General features: G+C 72.2%; 16 protein-coding genes. 11 read left to right on the top strand and 5 right to left on the bottom strand.

Features of this window, described 5'->3' with window-relative positions:
• Positions 1–60 precede the first annotated feature (60 nt).
• From ACIQD7_RS14260 to ACIQD7_RS14270, 3 genes are all read left to right on the top strand, one after another.
• Positions 61–1,221, top strand: a complete 1,161-nt coding sequence (locus ACIQD7_RS14260; protein ID WP_402441783.1) for an Ig-like domain-containing protein — start codon at positions 61–63, stop codon at positions 1,219–1,221.
• A gap of 122 nt (positions 1,222–1,343) precedes the next feature.
• The gene (locus ACIQD7_RS14265; protein WP_402441784.1) at positions 1,344–2,168 is read left to right on the top strand and encodes a DUF5753 domain-containing protein; all 825 of its coding nucleotides are present in this window, start codon (positions 1,344–1,346) and stop codon (positions 2,166–2,168) included.
• Positions 2,152–2,346, top strand: a complete 195-nt coding sequence (locus tag ACIQD7_RS14270) for a DUF397 domain-containing protein (protein ID WP_121830568.1) — start codon at positions 2,152–2,154, stop codon at positions 2,344–2,346. Before ACIQD7_RS14265 ends, ACIQD7_RS14270 begins: the two co-directional genes overlap by 17 nt.
• A 38-nt stretch (positions 2,347–2,384) precedes the next feature.
• Here ACIQD7_RS14270 and ACIQD7_RS14275 read toward each other — a convergent pair whose 3' ends face one another.
• Together ACIQD7_RS14275 and ACIQD7_RS14280 are read right to left on the bottom strand one after the other, a co-directional pair.
• Complete coding sequence (locus tag ACIQD7_RS14275) at positions 2,385–3,035, bottom strand: flavin reductase family protein (RefSeq protein WP_402441785.1); 651 nt, start codon at positions 3,033–3,035, stop codon at positions 2,385–2,387.
• A gap of 142 nt (positions 3,036–3,177) precedes the next feature.
• Positions 3,178–3,834, bottom strand: a complete 657-nt coding sequence (locus tag ACIQD7_RS14280) for a pirin family protein (protein ID WP_402441786.1) — start codon at positions 3,832–3,834, stop codon at positions 3,178–3,180.
• 93 nt (positions 3,835–3,927) lie between these two features.
• On the opposite strand from ACIQD7_RS14280, the gene fasR reads away from it, so the two are divergent.
• From fasR to fabF, 5 genes are all read left to right on the top strand, one after another.
• Complete coding sequence (fasR, locus tag ACIQD7_RS14285) at positions 3,928–5,109, top strand: fatty acid biosynthesis transcriptional regulator FasR (RefSeq protein WP_121830570.1); 1,182 nt, start codon at positions 3,928–3,930, stop codon at positions 5,107–5,109.
• A gap of 89 nt (positions 5,110–5,198) precedes the next feature.
• On the top strand, positions 5,199–6,119 hold the full coding sequence (locus ACIQD7_RS14290; protein WP_402441787.1) for an ACP S-malonyltransferase: 921 nt from the start codon (positions 5,199–5,201) through the stop codon (positions 6,117–6,119).
• 18 nt (positions 6,120–6,137) lie between these two features.
• Positions 6,138–7,169, top strand: coding sequence for a ketoacyl-ACP synthase III (locus tag ACIQD7_RS14295; protein ID WP_121830572.1), 1,032 nt, complete (start codon positions 6,138–6,140; stop codon positions 7,167–7,169).
• 55 nt (positions 7,170–7,224) lie between these two features.
• The gene (locus tag ACIQD7_RS14300; protein ID WP_121830573.1) at positions 7,225–7,473 is read left to right on the top strand and encodes an acyl carrier protein; all 249 of its coding nucleotides are present in this window, start codon (positions 7,225–7,227) and stop codon (positions 7,471–7,473) included.
• 79 nt (positions 7,474–7,552) lie between these two features.
• Entirely contained in the window at positions 7,553–8,815 is a 1,263-nt protein-coding gene (gene fabF, locus ACIQD7_RS14305; protein WP_402441788.1) for a beta-ketoacyl-ACP synthase II, read from the top strand.
• Between the two features lie 73 nt (positions 8,816–8,888).
• Here the strand turns inward: fabF and ACIQD7_RS14310 are convergent, their stop codons facing one another.
• On the bottom strand, positions 8,889–9,383 hold the full coding sequence (locus ACIQD7_RS14310; RefSeq protein ID WP_351971400.1) for a DUF3145 domain-containing protein: 495 nt from the start codon (positions 9,381–9,383) through the stop codon (positions 8,889–8,891).
• Between the two features lie 258 nt (positions 9,384–9,641).
• Here ACIQD7_RS14310 and ACIQD7_RS14315 point away from each other — a divergent pair, with 258 nt between their 5' ends.
• On the top strand, positions 9,642–10,523 hold the full coding sequence (locus ACIQD7_RS14315; RefSeq protein ID WP_402441789.1) for an SGNH/GDSL hydrolase family protein: 882 nt from the start codon (positions 9,642–9,644) through the stop codon (positions 10,521–10,523).
• A gap of 66 nt (positions 10,524–10,589) precedes the next feature.
• On the opposite strand, the gene ACIQD7_RS14320 is transcribed toward ACIQD7_RS14315, so the two are convergent.
• Complete coding sequence (locus tag ACIQD7_RS14320; protein ID WP_402441790.1) at positions 10,590–13,109, bottom strand: glycoside hydrolase family 3 protein; 2,520 nt, start codon at positions 13,107–13,109, stop codon at positions 10,590–10,592.
• Between the two features lie 141 nt (positions 13,110–13,250).
• Here ACIQD7_RS14320 and ACIQD7_RS14325 point away from each other — a divergent pair, with 141 nt between their 5' ends.
• Entirely contained in the window at positions 13,251–13,826 is a 576-nt protein-coding gene (locus ACIQD7_RS14325) for a TetR/AcrR family transcriptional regulator (RefSeq protein ID WP_402441791.1), read from the top strand.
• Between the two features lie 33 nt (positions 13,827–13,859).
• Entirely contained in the window at positions 13,860–14,579 is a 720-nt protein-coding gene (locus tag ACIQD7_RS14330; protein ID WP_402441792.1) for a carbon-nitrogen hydrolase family protein, read from the top strand.
• Positions 14,580–14,670: 91 nt separating this feature from the next.
• On the opposite strand, the gene ACIQD7_RS14335 is transcribed toward ACIQD7_RS14330, so the two are convergent.
• Positions 14,671–16,881: a M4 family metallopeptidase gene (locus ACIQD7_RS14335; RefSeq protein WP_402441793.1), complete on the bottom strand. Its 2,211-nt coding sequence runs from the start codon at positions 16,879–16,881 to the stop codon at positions 14,671–14,673.
• Between the last annotated feature and the right edge of the window lie 116 nt (positions 16,882–16,997).

Here is a 16,997-nt window from a genome sequence, read left to right on the forward strand (position 1 = left end):
CCGTTCCGGCCGTCCTACAGTCCGGAACAACCCACTCTTTCCCACTCGCGGAGGCCTTCCGTGCTGCCGATACGCACATCCCGTCCCACCCTCGCGGCCGTCGCCCTGGCCGTCTCGCTCACGGCCTGCTCGGCCCAGGCGGCGGACAAGAGTCCGGCGGAACGGTCCTCGGCGCCACCGGCGAAGGTGACCGTCGTGGACAAGGCTGCGGGCAAGCCGGTGACGGTGACGGCCGCGAACGGCAAGCTGGCCTCGGTGCGGATCACGGACGCGAAGGGCGGGACCCTCCCCGGCCGTACGGACGCGAGCGGCACGCGCTGGACGTCGGACCGCAAGGCGGCCCCGGGCACCTCGTACACGGCGGAGATCACCTCCAGCAACGCCGACGGCCAGGAGACAACCAGCCGCTCGTCCTTCTCGACCCCGGAGGCCGAGAAGGTCAACAAGCTGACCCTGGCGCCGGGCAAGAACACCACCGTGGGCATCGCCCACCCCCTCTCGATCGTCTTCGACCACCCGGTGACGAAGAAGGCGGACGTCGAGAAGCAGCTCAAGGTGACGACCTCGAACGACACCGAGGGCTCCTGGGGCTGGGTCAAGGACTGGTCGGGCCGCGACCGGGCCGACTGGCGGCCGAAGGAGTACTGGAAGCCCGGTACGAAGGTCACCCTCAAGGCCGACCTCAACGGCACGGACTCGGGCGGCGGCTGGTTCGTACGGGACTACGCCACGGGCTTCACGGTGGGCGACGCCCAGGTGGTGAAGGTGGACCTGGACAGCCACAAGCTGACGGTGCGGAAGAACGGCAGCACCGTCCGCACGATCCCGGTCTCCGGCGGCACGCCCGGCGGCGACAAGCGCTCCTGGCGGGGCACGGCCGTCCTGATGGCGAAGGAGGGCACCATCAACATGAACTCGGAGACCGTCGGCCTCGGCGACGCCTACGACAAGATGGTCGACTACTCGATGCGCCTGACCTGGTCAGGCATGTACGCCCACGCGGCCCCGTGGAACGCCCGCTACTTCGGCAACTCCAACCACAGCTCGGGCTGCATCGGCATGAGCGACGAGAACGCGGCCGCCCTCTACGCCCTGGTGAAGCCGGGCGACCCCTTCGAGATCAAGGGCGCCGACACCAAGGGCACGGTGGCCGAGGGCAACGGCTACGGCGCGTGGAACGTGAGCTGGGCGGACTGGAAGGCGAAGAGCGCGCTGAGCTGAGCCCGCTCCCCAACAGGCCCACCCACAAGGGTGGTTTACGCGATTCACGCCTCCGGCCCGCGACTCCCTGACTACGCTCGGCGACGCAGCGACAGGAACGCCGTAGGCCGGAGGTACTGACCGTGGTCAACATCCAGGAGCTCGACCCCAACGCTTCCCCTCTGGACTACTACGGCTGGGAACTCCGCCGCCGCAGGGAGGAACACCGACTCACGCAGCAGCAGCTCGGGGACGCCATCTTCTGCACGGGCTCCCTCGTCGGCCAGATCGAGACGGCGAGGAAGCTCCCCACCCGCGAGTTCTCGGAGCGGGTGGACGCGGCCCTCGGCACGGACGGGGCGTTCTGCCGACTGGTCGGCCTGGTGCTGCGCAGCCGACTGCCGGCGTGGTTCCAGCCGTACGCGGACCTGGAGGCGCGTGCCACGTACATCTCCGTCTTCCAGGCGCAGGTCGTGTACGGCCTGTTGCAGACGCCCGAGTACGCGCGGGCGCTGCTGGCCGTCGACTACCCGGACAAGACCGAGGAGATGGTGGCGGCCCGGCTCGAACGCCAGCGCATCCTCGCGCGCGATGAGCCACCGGCCCTGTGGGTCGTCCTGAGCGAGGCCGCACTGATGCAGGAAGTGGGCAGCCGCGAGGTCATGCGCGAGCAACTGGCCCACCTGTTGACCTTCCGCGACAACCCTTGGGTCCACATCCAGGTACTGCCGTTCTCGGCCGGTGAACACACGGCGCTCATGGGGTCGTTCAATCTCCTCAGGTTCGAGGACGACCCCGACATCTTCTACGCCGAGAGCTATGACCAGGGGCACATGACCGCCAATCCCTCCGTGATCAAGGACCGTTCGGTCGGCTACGCTCGGCTGCAAGCCACGGCCCTCTCTGTCGAGGACTCGGCGGCACTGATCGCTCGCGTGATGGAGGAACGCTATGGAGACCCGTCCTGACCTGACCGGAGCACGGTGGCGGAAGTCGTCGTACAGCGGAACCAACGGCGGTGACTGCGTCGAGGTCGCCGACGGCTTCCCCGGCGCCGTCCCGGTCCGCGACAGCAAGAACCCGGCGGGCCCGGCCCTGGTCATGGGCGCCGAGGCGTGGCAGGCGTTCGTGGAGGGGCTCCGCTAGGAGCCCCTCCACGTCACGTCATACCGGTTTCGAGCCGGTCAGTGGTCTTGCCGGGGTGTCTGGGAGCGAAAGCTGTGGCCGAGTTCGGCGCCCAGTCCGTAATAGTGGCGGAAGTTGTAGATCAGCGGGCTCCACGCGGACGGATCGATGTGCTGGGATCCGGGCACGACGACATGCGGATGGGCGTGGACCCTGAGCACGTGGGCTTCGACGATGAGGAACGCCCCGGAGGCGTCGGGTTGGACCCGGGCGGCACGTGCCTCCAACTGGATGGGGCATTCGGCGGCCCTGGGCGGCCGGATCAGCTCGGAGGGTTCAGGTCGCAGGCCGGCGGCGGCGAACTTGTCCGGCTCGAAGCGGAAGGTGCCGCGCTTGCTGACGGGTATCGGGCTGCGTCCGGTCAGCGGTGCCAGCCGCTCCACCGCCGGCCACTGGGCCGGCGCGGGGAGGTTGACCACGAGATCGGGGCGGCTGAGGAGATTGTGCGCGGTCTGTCCCTCGGGACCCAGACCGAGGACGAGGACATGGCCGAGCGCCCAGGCCGAGGACATCGGCGCCAGGTTGAAGGAGCCGTTCTCGTTCTCCGTCGAGATCAGTACGACCGGCGTTCCGAAGTACAGAACGCTCGGCTCGATGGTCAGATGGGCGGCCGATGCGTCGGGCACGGTGCCGGATGTCGCGGTGTTCATGGGAATCGACCCTAGGGCGGGGACTCTTCGGTGATCACCGAAGAATCTCCCGGTGGACGAGGGACGGCGATGCGCGACGCATGACGCGCACCCGGAGGGCCCGGCGCATCGGCCGACCCGCGAGACGGTCGGGAGCACACGCCTAACCCAGGCGCCGCATCTCCCACACCAGTACCTCCGCGTCACCGGTCGCGAGCAGGCTCAGGCCCTTCTCGTCGGTGGCGCGGGCCGCGTCGCCCGTGGCGAGTTCCTCCGTGCCGACGCGGACCGTGCCGCGTGTCACGTGGGCGTAGACGAAGTCGCCGTCCGGGAGCGGTGCGCGTTCGGCGTTCTTCAGGCGGTGGACGCGGAGGGTCGCGCCCGGGACCTCGTACGCGAGGTCCCCGTCGTGGCCCCGTACCACCTCGTACGTCGGCTTTCCGTCGAACGACGGCGGGGCGAGCCACATCTGGACGAAGACCAGGGGGGTGTCGGCGTCGTTGCGTTCGACGTGGCGGACGCCGGAAGCCGCGCTCAGGTGCTGGAGGTCGCCCGCGCGGACGACCGTCGCGCGGCCCGTCGAGTCGCGGTGGGTGAGTTCGCCCGACACGACCCAGGTGACGATCTCGGTGTGGCTGTGCGGGTGCTCGTCGAACCCGGCCCCCGGGGCGAGGCGCTCCTCGTTGCAGGCGACCAGCGAACCGAAGCGGAGGTTGTCGGGGTCGTAGTGCGGGCCGAAGGAGAAGGCGTGCCGGGTCTCGATGCCGGTCGCCGGGTCGCCCCCGGGGTACCGCTCGCCCGCGCGCTGGATGCGTATCACGTGCCCCACCGTAGCCACCCCGTCCCGCCCGCGCCGGAGGCGATCCCGCCCCGGCCCCGCACGCCGGCGTCCGGATAAGGCAGTCTTGTCCCCGTGCCTGAACCCGTGAACGCCTCCCACCCGCACTCCGCGACCCTGAAGCGCCTCGAACAGTCCTCCGGGCGGCTCGCCGCCGGCGCCATCGCGCGCATGGACGAGACGCTGCCGTGGTACCGCGCGATGCCGCCCGAGAACCGGTCGTGGATCGGTCTGGTCGCCCAGGCCGGCATCGCCGCGTTCACGGAGTGGTTCCGGCACCCGGAGACCCCGCAGGCGATCTCCACGGACGTCTTCGGCACCGCACCCCGCGAGCTGACCCGGGCGATCACCCTGCGCCAGACCGTGGAGATGGTCCGGACCACCATCGAGGTCATGGAGTCGGCGATCGAGGAGGTCGCCGCCCCGGGCGACGAGTCGGTGCTCCGCGAGGCGCTCCTCGTCTACGCCCGGGAGATCGCCTTCGCCACGGCCCAGGTGTACGCACAGGCGGCCGAGGCCCGGGGCGCGTGGGACGCGCGCCTGGAGTCACTCGTGGTGAACGCCGTGCTGTCCGGCGAGGCGGACGAGGGCGCGGTCTCGCGGGCCGCCGCACTCGGCTGGAACTCCCCGGACCACGTGTGCGTACTGCTCGGTACGGCCCCGGACGGGGACAGCGAGCTGACGGTGGAGGCCATCCGCCGGGCCGCCCGGCACGCCAAGCTCCAGGTCCTCACCGGGGTCCTCGGGAACCGGCTCGTCGTGATCGCGGGCGGCAACGACAACCCCCTCGCGGTGGCGAAGGCCCTGATCGGACCGTACGCGGCGGGTCCGGTGGTGGCCGGCCCCGTGGTCCCCGACCTGCTCGCGGCGACCCGCTCCGCGCAGGCCGCCGCGGCCGGTCTCAAGGCCTGCTCGGCCTGGCAGGACGCCCCCCGCCCGGTCCTCGCGGACGATCTCCTGCCGGAGCGCGCGATCGCCTCGGACCCGTCGGCGCGCGAGCAGTTGGTGGAGGAGATCTACAGACCGCTGGAAGAAGCCGGGTCGGCGCTTCTGGAAACTCTCAGTGTGTACCTGGAGCAGGCGAGCAGCCTGGAAGGCGCGGCGCGGATGCTCTTCGTCCACCCGAACACCGTGCGCTACCGGCTTCGACGTGTGACCGACGTCACCGGCTGGTCACCCTCCGACGTCCGTTCCGCCTTCACCCTGCGGATCGCGCTCATCCTGGGACGCTTGGCCGACGGGGATACGCAGTCCTAGACTTTTGTCGAACACCAACAATTCCCCCGACGGTTCTTCGTCCTTGTCCCCACGGGCGCTCGGAGCCGTCCCCAAGAGAGAGTGTGAGGGTGCTCGTACTCGTCGCTCCCGGCCAAGGCGCCCAGACGCCCGGCTTCCTGACCCCCTGGCTCGAACTCCCCGGCGCCGCCGACCGCGTGGCGGCCTGGTCCGACGCCATCGGGCTCGACCTCGCCCACTACGGCACGAAGGCGGACGCGGACGAGATCCGTGACACCGCCGTGGCACAGCCCCTGCTCGTCGCCGCCGGTCTGCTCTCCGCCGCCGCGCTCGGCGACGACCTGGCGCCCGGCGTGGTCGCCGGTCACAGCGTCGGCGAGTTCACCGCGGCCGCGTTCGCGGGCGTCCTCGACGACACGGCGGCGCTGCGCCTCGTGCGGACCCGCGGACTCGCGATGGCCGAGGCCGCCGCGATCACGGCGACCGGCATGTCGGCGCTGCTCGGCGGTGCCCCCGAGGTGACCGTCCCGCACCTGGAGAAGCTCGGCCTGACGGCCGCGAACGTGAACGGCGCGGGCCAGATCGTGGCCGCCGGCACCCTGGAGCAGCTGGCCGCCCTGGAGGCGGACAAGCCCGAGGGCGTCCGCCGCGTCGTGGCGCTCAAGGTCGCCGGCGCCTTCCACACGCACCACATGGCCCCGGCCGTGGCGAAGCTGGAGGAGGCGGCGGCCCTGCTGTCGCCGTCCGCCCCGACCACCCGGTACGTCTCCAACAAGGACGGCCAGGTCGTCATGGACGGCGCCGAGGTGGTGTCCCGTCTGGTCGGCCAGGTGGCGAACCCGGTCCGCTGGGACCTGTGCATGGGGACCTTCCGCGACCTGGGCGCGACGGCGCTGATCGAGGTGTGCCCCGGCGGCACCCTGACCGGCATCGCCAAGCGGGCCCTGCCGGATGTGGCCACGGTCGCCCTGAAGACTCCCGACGACCTCGACGCGGCCCGTACGCTCGTCGCCGAGCACGCGGCCGTCTGACTAGGAGTGTCGAGAAGCATGTCGAAGATCAAGCCCAGCAAGGGCGCCCCGTACGCGCGGATCCTCGGCGTGGGCGGCTACCGTCCCACCCGGGTCGTGCCGAACGAGGTGATCCTCGAGAAGATCGACTCGTCCGACGAGTGGATCCGCTCGCGCTCCGGCATCGCCACCCGTCACTGGGCCTCTCCGGAGGAGACCGTCGCCGCGATGTCGGTGGAGGCCTCCGGCAAGGCCATCGCGGACGCCGGGATCCGTCCCGAGCAGATCGGCGCCGTGGTCGTCTCCACGGTGTCGCACTTCCACCAGACCCCGGCGATCGCGACGGAGATCGCGGACCGCATCGGCGCCGGCAAGCCCGCCGCGTTCGACATCTCCGCCGGCTGCGCGGGCTTCGGCTACGGCCTGACGCTCGCCAAGGGCATGATCGTCGAGGGTTCGGCGGAGTACGTGCTCGTCATCGGCGTCGAGCGGCTCAGCGACCTGACGGACCTGGAGGACCGCGCGACGGCCTTCCTGTTCGGCGACGGCGCCGGTGCCGTGGTCGTCGGTCCGTCGGACGAGCCGCACATCGGCCCCACGGTCTGGGGTTCCGAGGGCGACAAGGCGACGACGATCAAGCAGACCGTCCCGTGGGACGCGTTCCACGGCGGCGACGTCTCGAACCTGCCGCTCAACCAGCAGGGCGAGATCAAGTTCCCCGCCATCACGCAGGAGGGTCAGGCGGTCTTCCGCTGGGCCGTCTTCGAGATGGCGAAGGTCGCCCAGCAGGCCCTGGACGCCGCCGGCATCTCGGCGGACGACCTGGACGTCTTCATCCCGCACCAGGCGAACATGCGGATCATCGACTCGATGGTGAAGACTCTGAAGCTGCCGGAGCACGTCACGGTCGCCCGTGACGTGGAGACCACCGGCAACACCTCGGCCGCCTCGATCCCGCTCGCCATGGAGCGGCTCCTGGCGACCGGGAAGGCGAAGAGCGGCGACACCGCGCTCGTCATCGGCTTCGGGGCGGGTCTCGTCTACGCCGCGACGGTCGTTACCCTCCCCTAGGCACCCGGATCTCCCGGAAGCCCCTTACCGAAGCAATCACAGAAGGAGCGCCACCATGGCCTTCACCCAGGAGCAGATCGTCGAAGGTCTCGCCGAGATCGTCAACGAGATCGCCGGCATCCCGACCGAGGACGTCCAGCTGGACAAGTCCTTCACCGACGACCTGGACGTCGACTCGCTGTCCATGGTCGAGGTCGTCGTCGCCGCCGAGGAGCGGTTCGAGGTCAAGATCCCGGACGAGGACGTCAAGAACCTCAAGACCGTGGGCGACGCCGTCGACTACATCCTGAAGAACCAGGGCTGATCCGGCCCTCGCTGTTCCGGTCAGCCACCCGGCGGTGGCGCCGCATTCCGACCATCACACACATGGAGAACGAATTCCTGTGAGCTCGACCAATCGCACCGTGGTCGTCACCGGTATCGGCGCAACCACACCGCTGGGTGGCGACTCCGCATCGACCTGGGAAGGTCTGATCGCGGGGCGCTCCGGCGTCCGTCCGCTCGAGGGCGAACGTTTCGCCGAGCTGCCCGTCAAGATCGCCGCGACGGCCGCCGTCGAACCCGGCGACGTCCTTCCCCGCCCGCTGGCCCGCAAGCTGGACCGCTCGGCGCAGTTCGCCGTGATCGCGGCCCGCGAGGCGTGGGCCGACGCGGGCTACACCGCTCCCGCCGGTGAGGACGAGAAGATCGCGCCCGAGCGGCTCGGTTCCGTCATCGCCTCCGGCATCGGCGGTGTCACCACGCTGCTCGACCAGTACGACGTGCTGAAGGAGAAGGGCGTCCGCCGCGTCTCCCCGCACACCGTCCCCATGCTCATGCCCAACAGCCCCTCGGCGAACGTGGGTCTGGAGGTGAACGCCCGGGCGGGCGTCCACACCCCGGTCTCCGCGTGCGCGTCGGGCGCCGAGGCGATCGGCTACGCCGTCGAGATGATCCGCACCGGCCGTGCGGACGTGGTCGTCGCCGGTGGCACCGAGGCGGCGATCCACCCGCTGCCGATCGCCGCCTTCGCCAACATGATGGCGATGTCCAAGAGCAACGACGAGCCCGAGAAGGCCTCGCGCCCGTACGACACCGGCCGTGACGGCTTCGTGCTCGGCGAGGGCGCGGGCGTCGTGGTCCTGGAGTCCGAGGAGCACGCGAAGGCGCGCGGCGCGCGCGTCTACTGCGAGGTCCTGGGCCAGGGCCTGTCGGCCGACAGCCACCACATCGCGCAGCCCGAGCCGACCGGCCGGGGCATCGCGGCCGCGATGCGGAACCTGCTGGACTCGACGGACCTGAAGCCGTCGGAGGTCGTCCACCTGAACGCGCACGCCACGTCGACGCCGCAGGGCGACACCGCCGAGATCAAGGCGCTGCGGAACGTCCTGGGCGACGACCTGGACCACGTCGCGATCTCCGCGACGAAGTCGATGACGGGTCACCTCCTGGGCGGCGCGGGCGGCATCGAGACCGTCGCGACGGTCCTGGCGCTGTACCACCGCCTCGCCCCGCCGACCATCAACGTCGACGAGCTGGACCCGGAGATCGACGCGGACATCGTCCGCGGCGAGGCCCGCCCCCTCCCGGAGGGCACGGTCGCCGCGATCAACAACAGCTTCGGCTTCGGCGGCCACAACGTGGTCCTGGCGTTCCGCACGGTCTGATCCGGTCGGTACGGACGCACCGGAGGCCCGCCCCCTGGCTCGGGGGGCGGGCCTCCGTCGTGTCCAGGGGCCGTCAGACGACCTGGTGGAGCCAGCGGACCGGGGCGCCCTCGCCCGCGTAGCGGAAGGGTTCCAGTTCGTCGTCCCAGGGCTTGCCGAGGAGTTTGGCGATCTCGGCCTCCAGGGGGGTCTCGCCCTGGGCGGAGCGCGCCAGGGCGGCCCGGAGGCGGTCCTCGGGGACCAGGATGTCGCCGTGCATTCCGGTGACGGCGTGGAAGATGCCCAGGTCGGGGGTGGCGCTGTAGCGCTCGCCCTCGGCGGTGGGGCAGGGCTCCGCCGTGACCTCGAAGCGGAGCATCCGCCAGCCCCGGAGGGCGGAGGCGATCCGGGAGGCCGTGCCGGTCTCGCCCTTCCAGGAGAGCTCGGCTCTCCAGGTGCCGGGGGACGCCGGCTGGCGGATCCAGTCGAGCTGGACCCTCGCACCGAGGACGCCCGCCACCGCCCATTCGACGTGCGGGCAGAGCGCGCGCGGTGCGGAGTGTACGTACAGGACTCCACGTGTCGTCACCGGGACCTCCAGTGTGGGACGAGGTTCGCCTTTCCCAGCGGCCTCAGTAAACATCATCGGGAGCTGATCTTCACAAACCCTCAAAAAGGGGACAGGTTGTGACGTGATGTAATTTACCGGAGCCGGTCGGCGAGGGCGCCTCTGGTTCGACGGGGGAAAAGCTACCGTGCCGCGCCGTCATCGGGGTGACGTACGGTCGGACCGATGACCGTGCACACGAAGCTTTCACCCGCGAGGACGCCGAAGGAGGGGCCGGGGATGCGCGGCCGACGCCGTTTCCGCACCGCCGTCGCCACCGCGACGGCGGCGCTGCTGTGCGCCGGGGCACTGGCCGGATGCTCATCCGGGACCCCGGAGAAGCCGGCTCCCGGCGGGAGTACGCCCCCACCCACGCCCACCTCCTCCTGGAACGCCTCCCCCGCCTCCCTCGCCGCCGTCGGCGACTCCATCAGCCGCGCCTTCGACGCCTGCTCGCTCCTCTCGGACTGCCCGGAGGCCTCCTGGGCGACCGGGACGGACACGGCCGTCAACAGCCTGGCGCTGCGCCTCCTGGGCCCGGAGAGGGCGGCCGGCCGCAGCTGGAACCTGGCGCGGACCGGGGCGCGGATGGCCGAGCTCCCGGAGCAGATGACCGCCGCGGCGGCCCGGAAGCCGGAGCTGGTGACGGTGATGATGGGCGCGAACGACGCCTGCCGGCCGACCCCCGCCCTGATGACCCCGGTCGCGGACTTCCGCGCCTCCTTCACGGCGGCGCTCGCCCGGCTGCGGGCGGCGGCGCCGAAGGCGCAGGTGTACGTGGCGAGCGTGCCGGACCTGAAGCACCTGTGGTCGACGGGCCGGCTCGGCGGCGCGGCCGGCGTGTGGGACCTGGGCATCTGCGGCGCGATGCTGGCGGACGCGACGAACCTCGGACCCGAGGCCGAGCGGCGGCGCACGACGGTGGCGGCGCGGGTGGACGCGTACAACGGGGTCCTGGCGGAGGTCTGCGCGAAGGACGAGCGCTGCCGGTACGACGGCGGGGCGGTCCACCGGTTCCGCTTCGACGGCGCCCAGTTGAGCCCCTGGGACTGGTTCCATCCGAGCCGGGACGGTCAGGCGCGGCTCGCGGAGCTGGCGTACCGGCGAATCACGGCGGAGTGAGGACCCCGGGGCGGATGTCAGGTTCCGCCCCGGGGCCCGGTCTCTCCACGGGGCCGCACCGGAGGGTCAGTCGATCTCCAGGACGGCCGTCAGGCGCACGTCGTCCAGGGAGTGGGCGGCCCTGACCTCGTATGCCCCGGGAACGAAGGTCCAGTCGTCCCGCTCCTCGTCCCAGATCTCGAAGGCGCGGCGGGAGAGCGCGATCACGGCCTCGACGGTCTCGCCGGGCCCCGCCCCGACACTCGCGAAGCCCGCGAGGACGCGGGCCGGGCGCTCGGCGGCGCCGGAGGAGGGGGCGGGCGCCAGATAGACCTGGACGGTCTCGCGGCCCGGCCGGTCGCCGGTGTTGGTGAGCCGGACGGTGGCCGTGTCGGGGCCCGCGACCAGGGAGTCGTACGACCAGGTGGTGTAGCCGAGGCCGTGGCCGAAGGCGTACGCGGGGGTCCGGCCGCCCCGGTCCCAGGCGCGGTAACCGATGAAGGGGCCCTCGGCGTATGCGAGTTCCCCCTCGACGGGGACGACGTCGGTGACGGGGGCGTCGGCGAGGACGGCGGGCCAGGTGGTGGGGAGGCGGCCGCCGGGCTCCTCGGCGCCGGTGAGGACGTCGGCGAGGGCGGCGCCGCCCTCCTGGCCGGGGAACCAGGCGAGCAGGACCGCCGCCACGTCCTCGCGCCAGGGCAGCTCGACCGGGGAGCCGGCGTTGACCACGACCACGGTGTTCGGGTTGGCGGCGGCGACGGCCCGTACGAGGTCGTCCTGGCGGCCGGGGAGCCGGAGGTCGGCGCGGTCGAAGCCCTCGGACTCGACGCGTTCGGTGGTGGCGACGACCACGACGGCGGTGTCGGCGGCGCGGGCGGACTCGACGGCTTCGGCGATCAGTTCGTCGGGGTCACGGCGCGGACCGAGGTGGACGAGGGAGAAGGCGACGGCCGGCAGCGGGGCCGCGAACTCCTTGTCGAGGGTGTGGAGCAGGGAGATCTCGACGGTTTCGCCCGCCGTGAGCGGGACCTCGGCGCGCACGACCGGGGAGCCGAAGAAGGCCTCGAAGGGGTCGGTCTCGGAGCCCATGGCCTGGACGCCGTCGAAGACGGTCTCGCCGTCGACGGTGAGGACGAAGGCGCCGAGGCCTCGGGTGCCGAAGGAGTGCGCGCCGGTCTCGCGCGGGGTGAAGGTGCCGACGACCTCGACGGAGGCGAGGGCCTCGTGGGTGACGCCGTCGGGCAGGTCGCCGCCGATCCACTGGACCTGGCCGCTGGGCAGGGAGCCCTCGCCGAGGAGGTTCCCGGCGGCGTCGCGGCAGCGGGCGCGGAGGGCGAAGCCCTGTCCGGCGGGGGCGGGTTCGTCGCTGGGGTCGGCGCCGACCGCGTACGTCAGGGCGCCCGCGGGCAGGGCGGCGGCGAGGCCGTCGAGCGGGGAGACGACGTGGTCGGGGAAGACCTGGGCGGAGCCGCCGCCGAGGACGCGGGCGTCGCGGGCGGCGGCGCCGGAGAGGGCGACGGTGGTGCCGGGGGCGAGGGGCAGGATCCTGCGCCCTTCCCGTACGGCGTTCCGCACCAGGACGAAGCCGCGGTGGGCGATCTCGCGGGCCAGGGCGGCGCCGTCGATCGGGGCGGGGGGTGCGGTGACGGCCGGCGGGGCGCCTTCGAGGGCGCCGACGCGGGCGGCGAGCCGCAGGACGCGGCGTACGGCGGCGTCGACGGCGGACTCGTCCGCCTCACCGGCGCGGACGGCGGCGGCCAGGGCCTCGCCGTAGACGGTGGCCGGGCCCGGCATGGCGAGGTCGAGGCCGCCCCGGAGCGCGCCGGCGGTGGAGCGGGCGGCCATCCAGTCGGAGACGTTGACGCCGTCGAAGCCCCACTCGCCGCGCAGGACCTCGTTCACCAGGTGGTGGTGTTCGGTCATGGTCACGCCGTTGACCTGGTTGTACGCGGTCATGATCCCCCAGGGGCGGGCGTTCTTGACGATGGCCTCGAAGGGGGCGAGGTAGAGCTCGCGGAGGGGCCGGGGGGCGACGCGGTTGTCGACGGTGAAGCGGTCGGTCTCGGCGTCGTTGGCGACGAAGTGCTTGACGGTGGTGCCGACCCCGCCGTCCTGGACGCCCAGGACGTAGCCGGTGCCGATCGCGCCGGTGAGGAGGGGGTCCTCGCTGTAGGCCTCGAAGTGGCGGCCGCCGAGGGGGCTGCGGTGCAGGTTGACGGTGGGGGCGAGCAGGACGTGAACGCCCTTGCGGCGGGCCTCCTGGGCGAGGAGCCGGCCGGCCCGGCGGGCGAGCGCGGGGTCCCAGGCGGCGGCGAGCGCGGTCGGGGAGGGCAGGGCGACGGAGGGGTCGTCGGCGGTCCAGCGGACGCCCCGGACGCCGACGGGGCCGTCGGACAGGACGAGGGGGTCGAGGCCGATCTCGGGCAGGGGGTGCAGGCTCCACATGTCCCGGCCGCCGAGCAGCCGGGCCTTGGCGTCCAGGTCGAGCTTGCCGAGCGCCGCCTCGACGACCGCCTCCCGGGCGGCCTCCCCCGCCGCGCCCGCGCCCGCGTCCGTACCCGTCTCCGCACCTGTGTCCGTACTCGTCTCCGCGCCCGTCTCCGCCATGGCCGTACCTCCTCGTCGACGTACCGATGGCCCCATCGTGCACCGATCTCCCTGTAGGGAGGTAGGCGATGTGACGATTCTGTTACTTGTATGAAGAGGTACGGTCCTGTCCGGACGGACTTTCGGAAGGGAGCCCCGGGGATGGTGCGGGCCAGGAGCGAGGAGCGGCGCGCGGTCATCGTGCGCGCCGCCCTCGAAGTGATCGCCGAGCGCGGCTACCGGGGCGCGACCCTCGCCGCCGTCGCCGAGCGCGTCGGGCTGACCCAGCAGGGGCTGCTGCACTACTTCCCGACCAAGGAGGCCCTGCTCGTCGCGGTCCTGGAGGAGCGGGACCACTGGGACACCAGCGGCGGCGGGGGCCGCGAGGGTTGGCGCCTCGACCTGGTCGACTCCCTCGTCGAGTACAACGCGATGCGTCCCGGGATCGTGCAGACCTTCTCCGCGCTGCTCGGCGAGAGCGTCACGGACGGGCATCCGGCGCGGGAGTTCTTCACCGAGCGGTACACCCAGGTCCGGGCGCACATGGCGGAGGTGCTACGCCTGGAGTTCGGCGAGCGGCTGCCCGGCGGCCTCACCCCGGAGCGCGCGGCGCCGCTGCTCACGGCGGTGATGGACGGCCTCCAGTACCAGTGGCTCCTGGACCCGTCGGCGGTCGACATGCCGGGCGCCTTCCGGGACTTCGTACGGCTGCTGTACGGCGGGGAGGACCCTTCCTGACCCGCTCCGGTCCCCGGGCGGGATGATGGGGTCATGATCGTCGCAGCCACCCAGTTCGCCCCGGTCGCCGGGGACATCGACGCCAACGCGCGGACCGTCGCCGGTCTGGTCCGGGAGGCCGGGGAGGCGGGGGCCCGCGTGGTCGTCTTCGCCGAGCTCTGCCTCAGCGGGTACGAGCCCTCGCTGATACGGGACTCCCCCGGCCTGGTCCTCGCCGAGGACGACCCCCGGCTCGACCCCGTCCGGGAGGCGTGCCGCGCGGTGTCGGCGGCGGCCGTGGTCAACGGGCCGGTGCGGACGGCGGACGGGCGGCCCGGCATCACCTCGCTGGTGATCGGCCCGGACGGCGGGCTCCTCGCCCGCTACGACAAGCGGCACCTGTACGGCGTCGAGCGGGAGGTGTTCGCGGCGGGCACGGAGGACGGGCGGTTCGTGCTCGACGGGGTCCGGTTCGCGACGGCCACCTGCTACGACAACCGCTTCCCGGACCTGGCCGAGCGGGCGGCGGCCGACGGCTGCGCGGTCTATCTGGCGAGTTCGGTGCTGACCGCGGGCAACGACTCGTTCACCGAGGTGTATCCGGTGCGGGCCCGGGACTTCGGCCTGTACGTGGTGCTCGGCAACGTCCTCGGGGCCAACGAGGACGGGGTGGGACAGGGCGGCGCCGGGGTCTGGGGCCCCGACGGGGAGCGGCTGGCGGACGCGGGCCCGGACCGGCCGGGCTTCGTCCTCGCGGAGGTCGGGGCGGGCTGAGGGGCCCGGAGGTCCCGGACGCGCGCGGACGCCGGGCGGCCGTTCGGGTCGGCCGCCCGGCGCGGGACCCCGTGACGGGACCCCCGGCCCGTTACGGGGCGCTCAGACCCAGCGTGTAGGCACCGGAGCCGCTGTACGCGTGGACCACGTACCGGTAGTAGCCGGCGGTGCCGTAGTAGCTGGTGTTCTCGTCGGCGGTCGCCGTGCCGCCCACGGCCACGTCGGTCCAGCCGTACCCGTTCCACTTCTGCAGGTACAGGTCGTAGTCCTGGCCGGCCGGGCCGCGCAGGCAGCCCGTGTGGGTGCCGGACGCCGCCGCGTAGTAGTACGAGCCGTCGGGCTGGACCGCGGTCTGGCCGGACGTCAGGCTGCCCTGGTAGGTGCGCTGGGAGTTGGCGCAGCCGGTGGGCGGGGTCGTCGTGCCGACCGTCAGCTGGTAGGTGACGGTGTGGGTGGTGGAGCCCGTGCCGGTGACGGTGATCGGGTACGTGCCGTTGGCGGTGCCCGCCGCGACCTGGACGGTCATCGTGGAGGAGTTGCCCGAGGTCACCGAGGTGGGGCTGAAGGAGACGGTGACGCCGCTCGGGGCGCCGCTCGCGGAGAGCTGGACGGTCTGCGCGTTGCCGCCGACGGTGCCGGTGTTCACCGTGGAGGTGACGGAGGCGCCCGGCTGGACCGAGCCCGAGGACGGGTTCAGGGCGAGCGAGAAGTCCGGGTTGGTGGAGCCGCCGCAGTCGGTCTCACCGGACTGGGCGGGGACGCCGACCGCGTTCCAGGCGGCCTTCACCGCGTTGCACTCGGCGCTGCCGTAGGTGTTCTTGGCGCTGGTCAGGGTCGCCCTGCGGGCGGCCAGGTGGTTCCAGGAGGAGGTCTTCATGAGCAGGGCGCCCATGAAGACCTTGCCGGCCTTCTGGATGCCGATGCCGGTCACGGAGGAGGGGCCGCCGGAACATATGGGGCTGTTGGGCTTGCCGCCGCCCGGGTTGGAGCCCTCGGCGAGGAGGTAGAACCAGTGGTTCTGCGGTCCGGCCGCCGCGTGCACCTCGGTGCCCGAGGTCAGCTGGGTGTAGCAGTTGGGGTCGTTGTTGATCAGCGACGGGTTGTACATGTTGCGGATCGGCTGGTTGTTGCCGGTGAAGTTGAGCTTCTCGCCGACCGTGTAGTCCGGGGTGTCGTTGGGGTTGTTGGCGTAGTGCTCGGTGAGCGCGCCGAAGATGTCGCCGGTGGACTCGTTGAGGCCGCCGTTCTCGTTGGAGGAGCCGGCGCTGCCCGGGGTCCGGTCGAAGATCTCGTGGCCGTACTCATGGGCCACGACGTCGATGCCGGTGAGCTGGTTGGTGCCGTTCCGGTTGCGGCCGTAGGTGGTCTTCGTACCGTCGTAGTACGCGTTGACCTCGCTCAGCCCGGCGCGGGCCGGGACCATGCCGCCCTGTCCGTTCTGGCCGTTGTAGCCGAACCACTCCTTGAGCATGGAGTGTTCCTTCTGCGCCGCGTACATGATGTCGACGCAGGCGGTGACCAGGTCGTTGGCGCCGTTGTTGCCCCAGGGCGGGGTGCCCGTGTAGGCGCTGCCGTTCTGGCCGCCACACTTGAAGGAGCCGCGGGTGGTGTCGGTCATGGAGTTCGCGGCGGTGTCGATGGTGACGTTGCCGTTGTGGTAGCCGCGGCCGTCGGCGTGCAGGATCTTCTCGGTCGACTGCGCGACGGCCCCCGTGCGGGCGTCGACGTGGGTGTCGAGGGAGCTGGGGGCGCCCTTCGCGGTCCGGCCGACGACCAGGGTGTGCCAGGTCAGGACGGGCTTGCCGGCCTTGAGGAGCACGGTCAGTTCGGGGGTGCTCGCGGACTCGACGGAGGCGAGCTGCTTGCGGGCGGTGGCGAGCGCCGTGCCGGCGGGGACCTTGGCGGTGGTGGTGGCGAGCCGGATCGCGGGGGCCTTGGCCCCGGTGACCTCGCGGACCGCGCCCTTGGAGTCGGTGAGGACGACCGCGTCGCCGCCGCCGGCGACCGGGAGGCCCTTGTAGGTGCGCTCGTAGGCGGCGTAGTACAGGCCGTTCGCCCAGGGGGTGACGGAGGTGCGGACGAGCTCCTCGTCGGTGCCGTGCCGCAGTTCGTCGAGGCCGCTCTCGGCGGCGGTGTCGGCGGCGGCCAGGGCGAGGGACCTGCCGTGGCCGGGCGGGACGGGCTGGGACTGCGGCCCGGACGGGGCCTGGGGGGCGGCGGTGGCGGGGCCGGCGAGGGCGGTCGCGAGGCTCGCCGAGAGCGCCAGGGCGGCCACGGCCGCCGTGAGTCTGAAGGGGTGCACGGGTGCTCCGTTCGAGGTGGGGGATCCGGGGTGGGGATTCCGGGCCGGTGATCCGGGGTGGGGATCGGGGTGGGGATCCGGAGTGGGGGTCCGGAGTGCGATCCGGAGTGGGGAAG

The organism is Streptomyces sp. NPDC093071, from assembly GCF_044754545.1.
Taxonomy (GTDB): Bacteria; Actinomycetota; Actinomycetes; order Streptomycetales; family Streptomycetaceae; genus Streptomyces.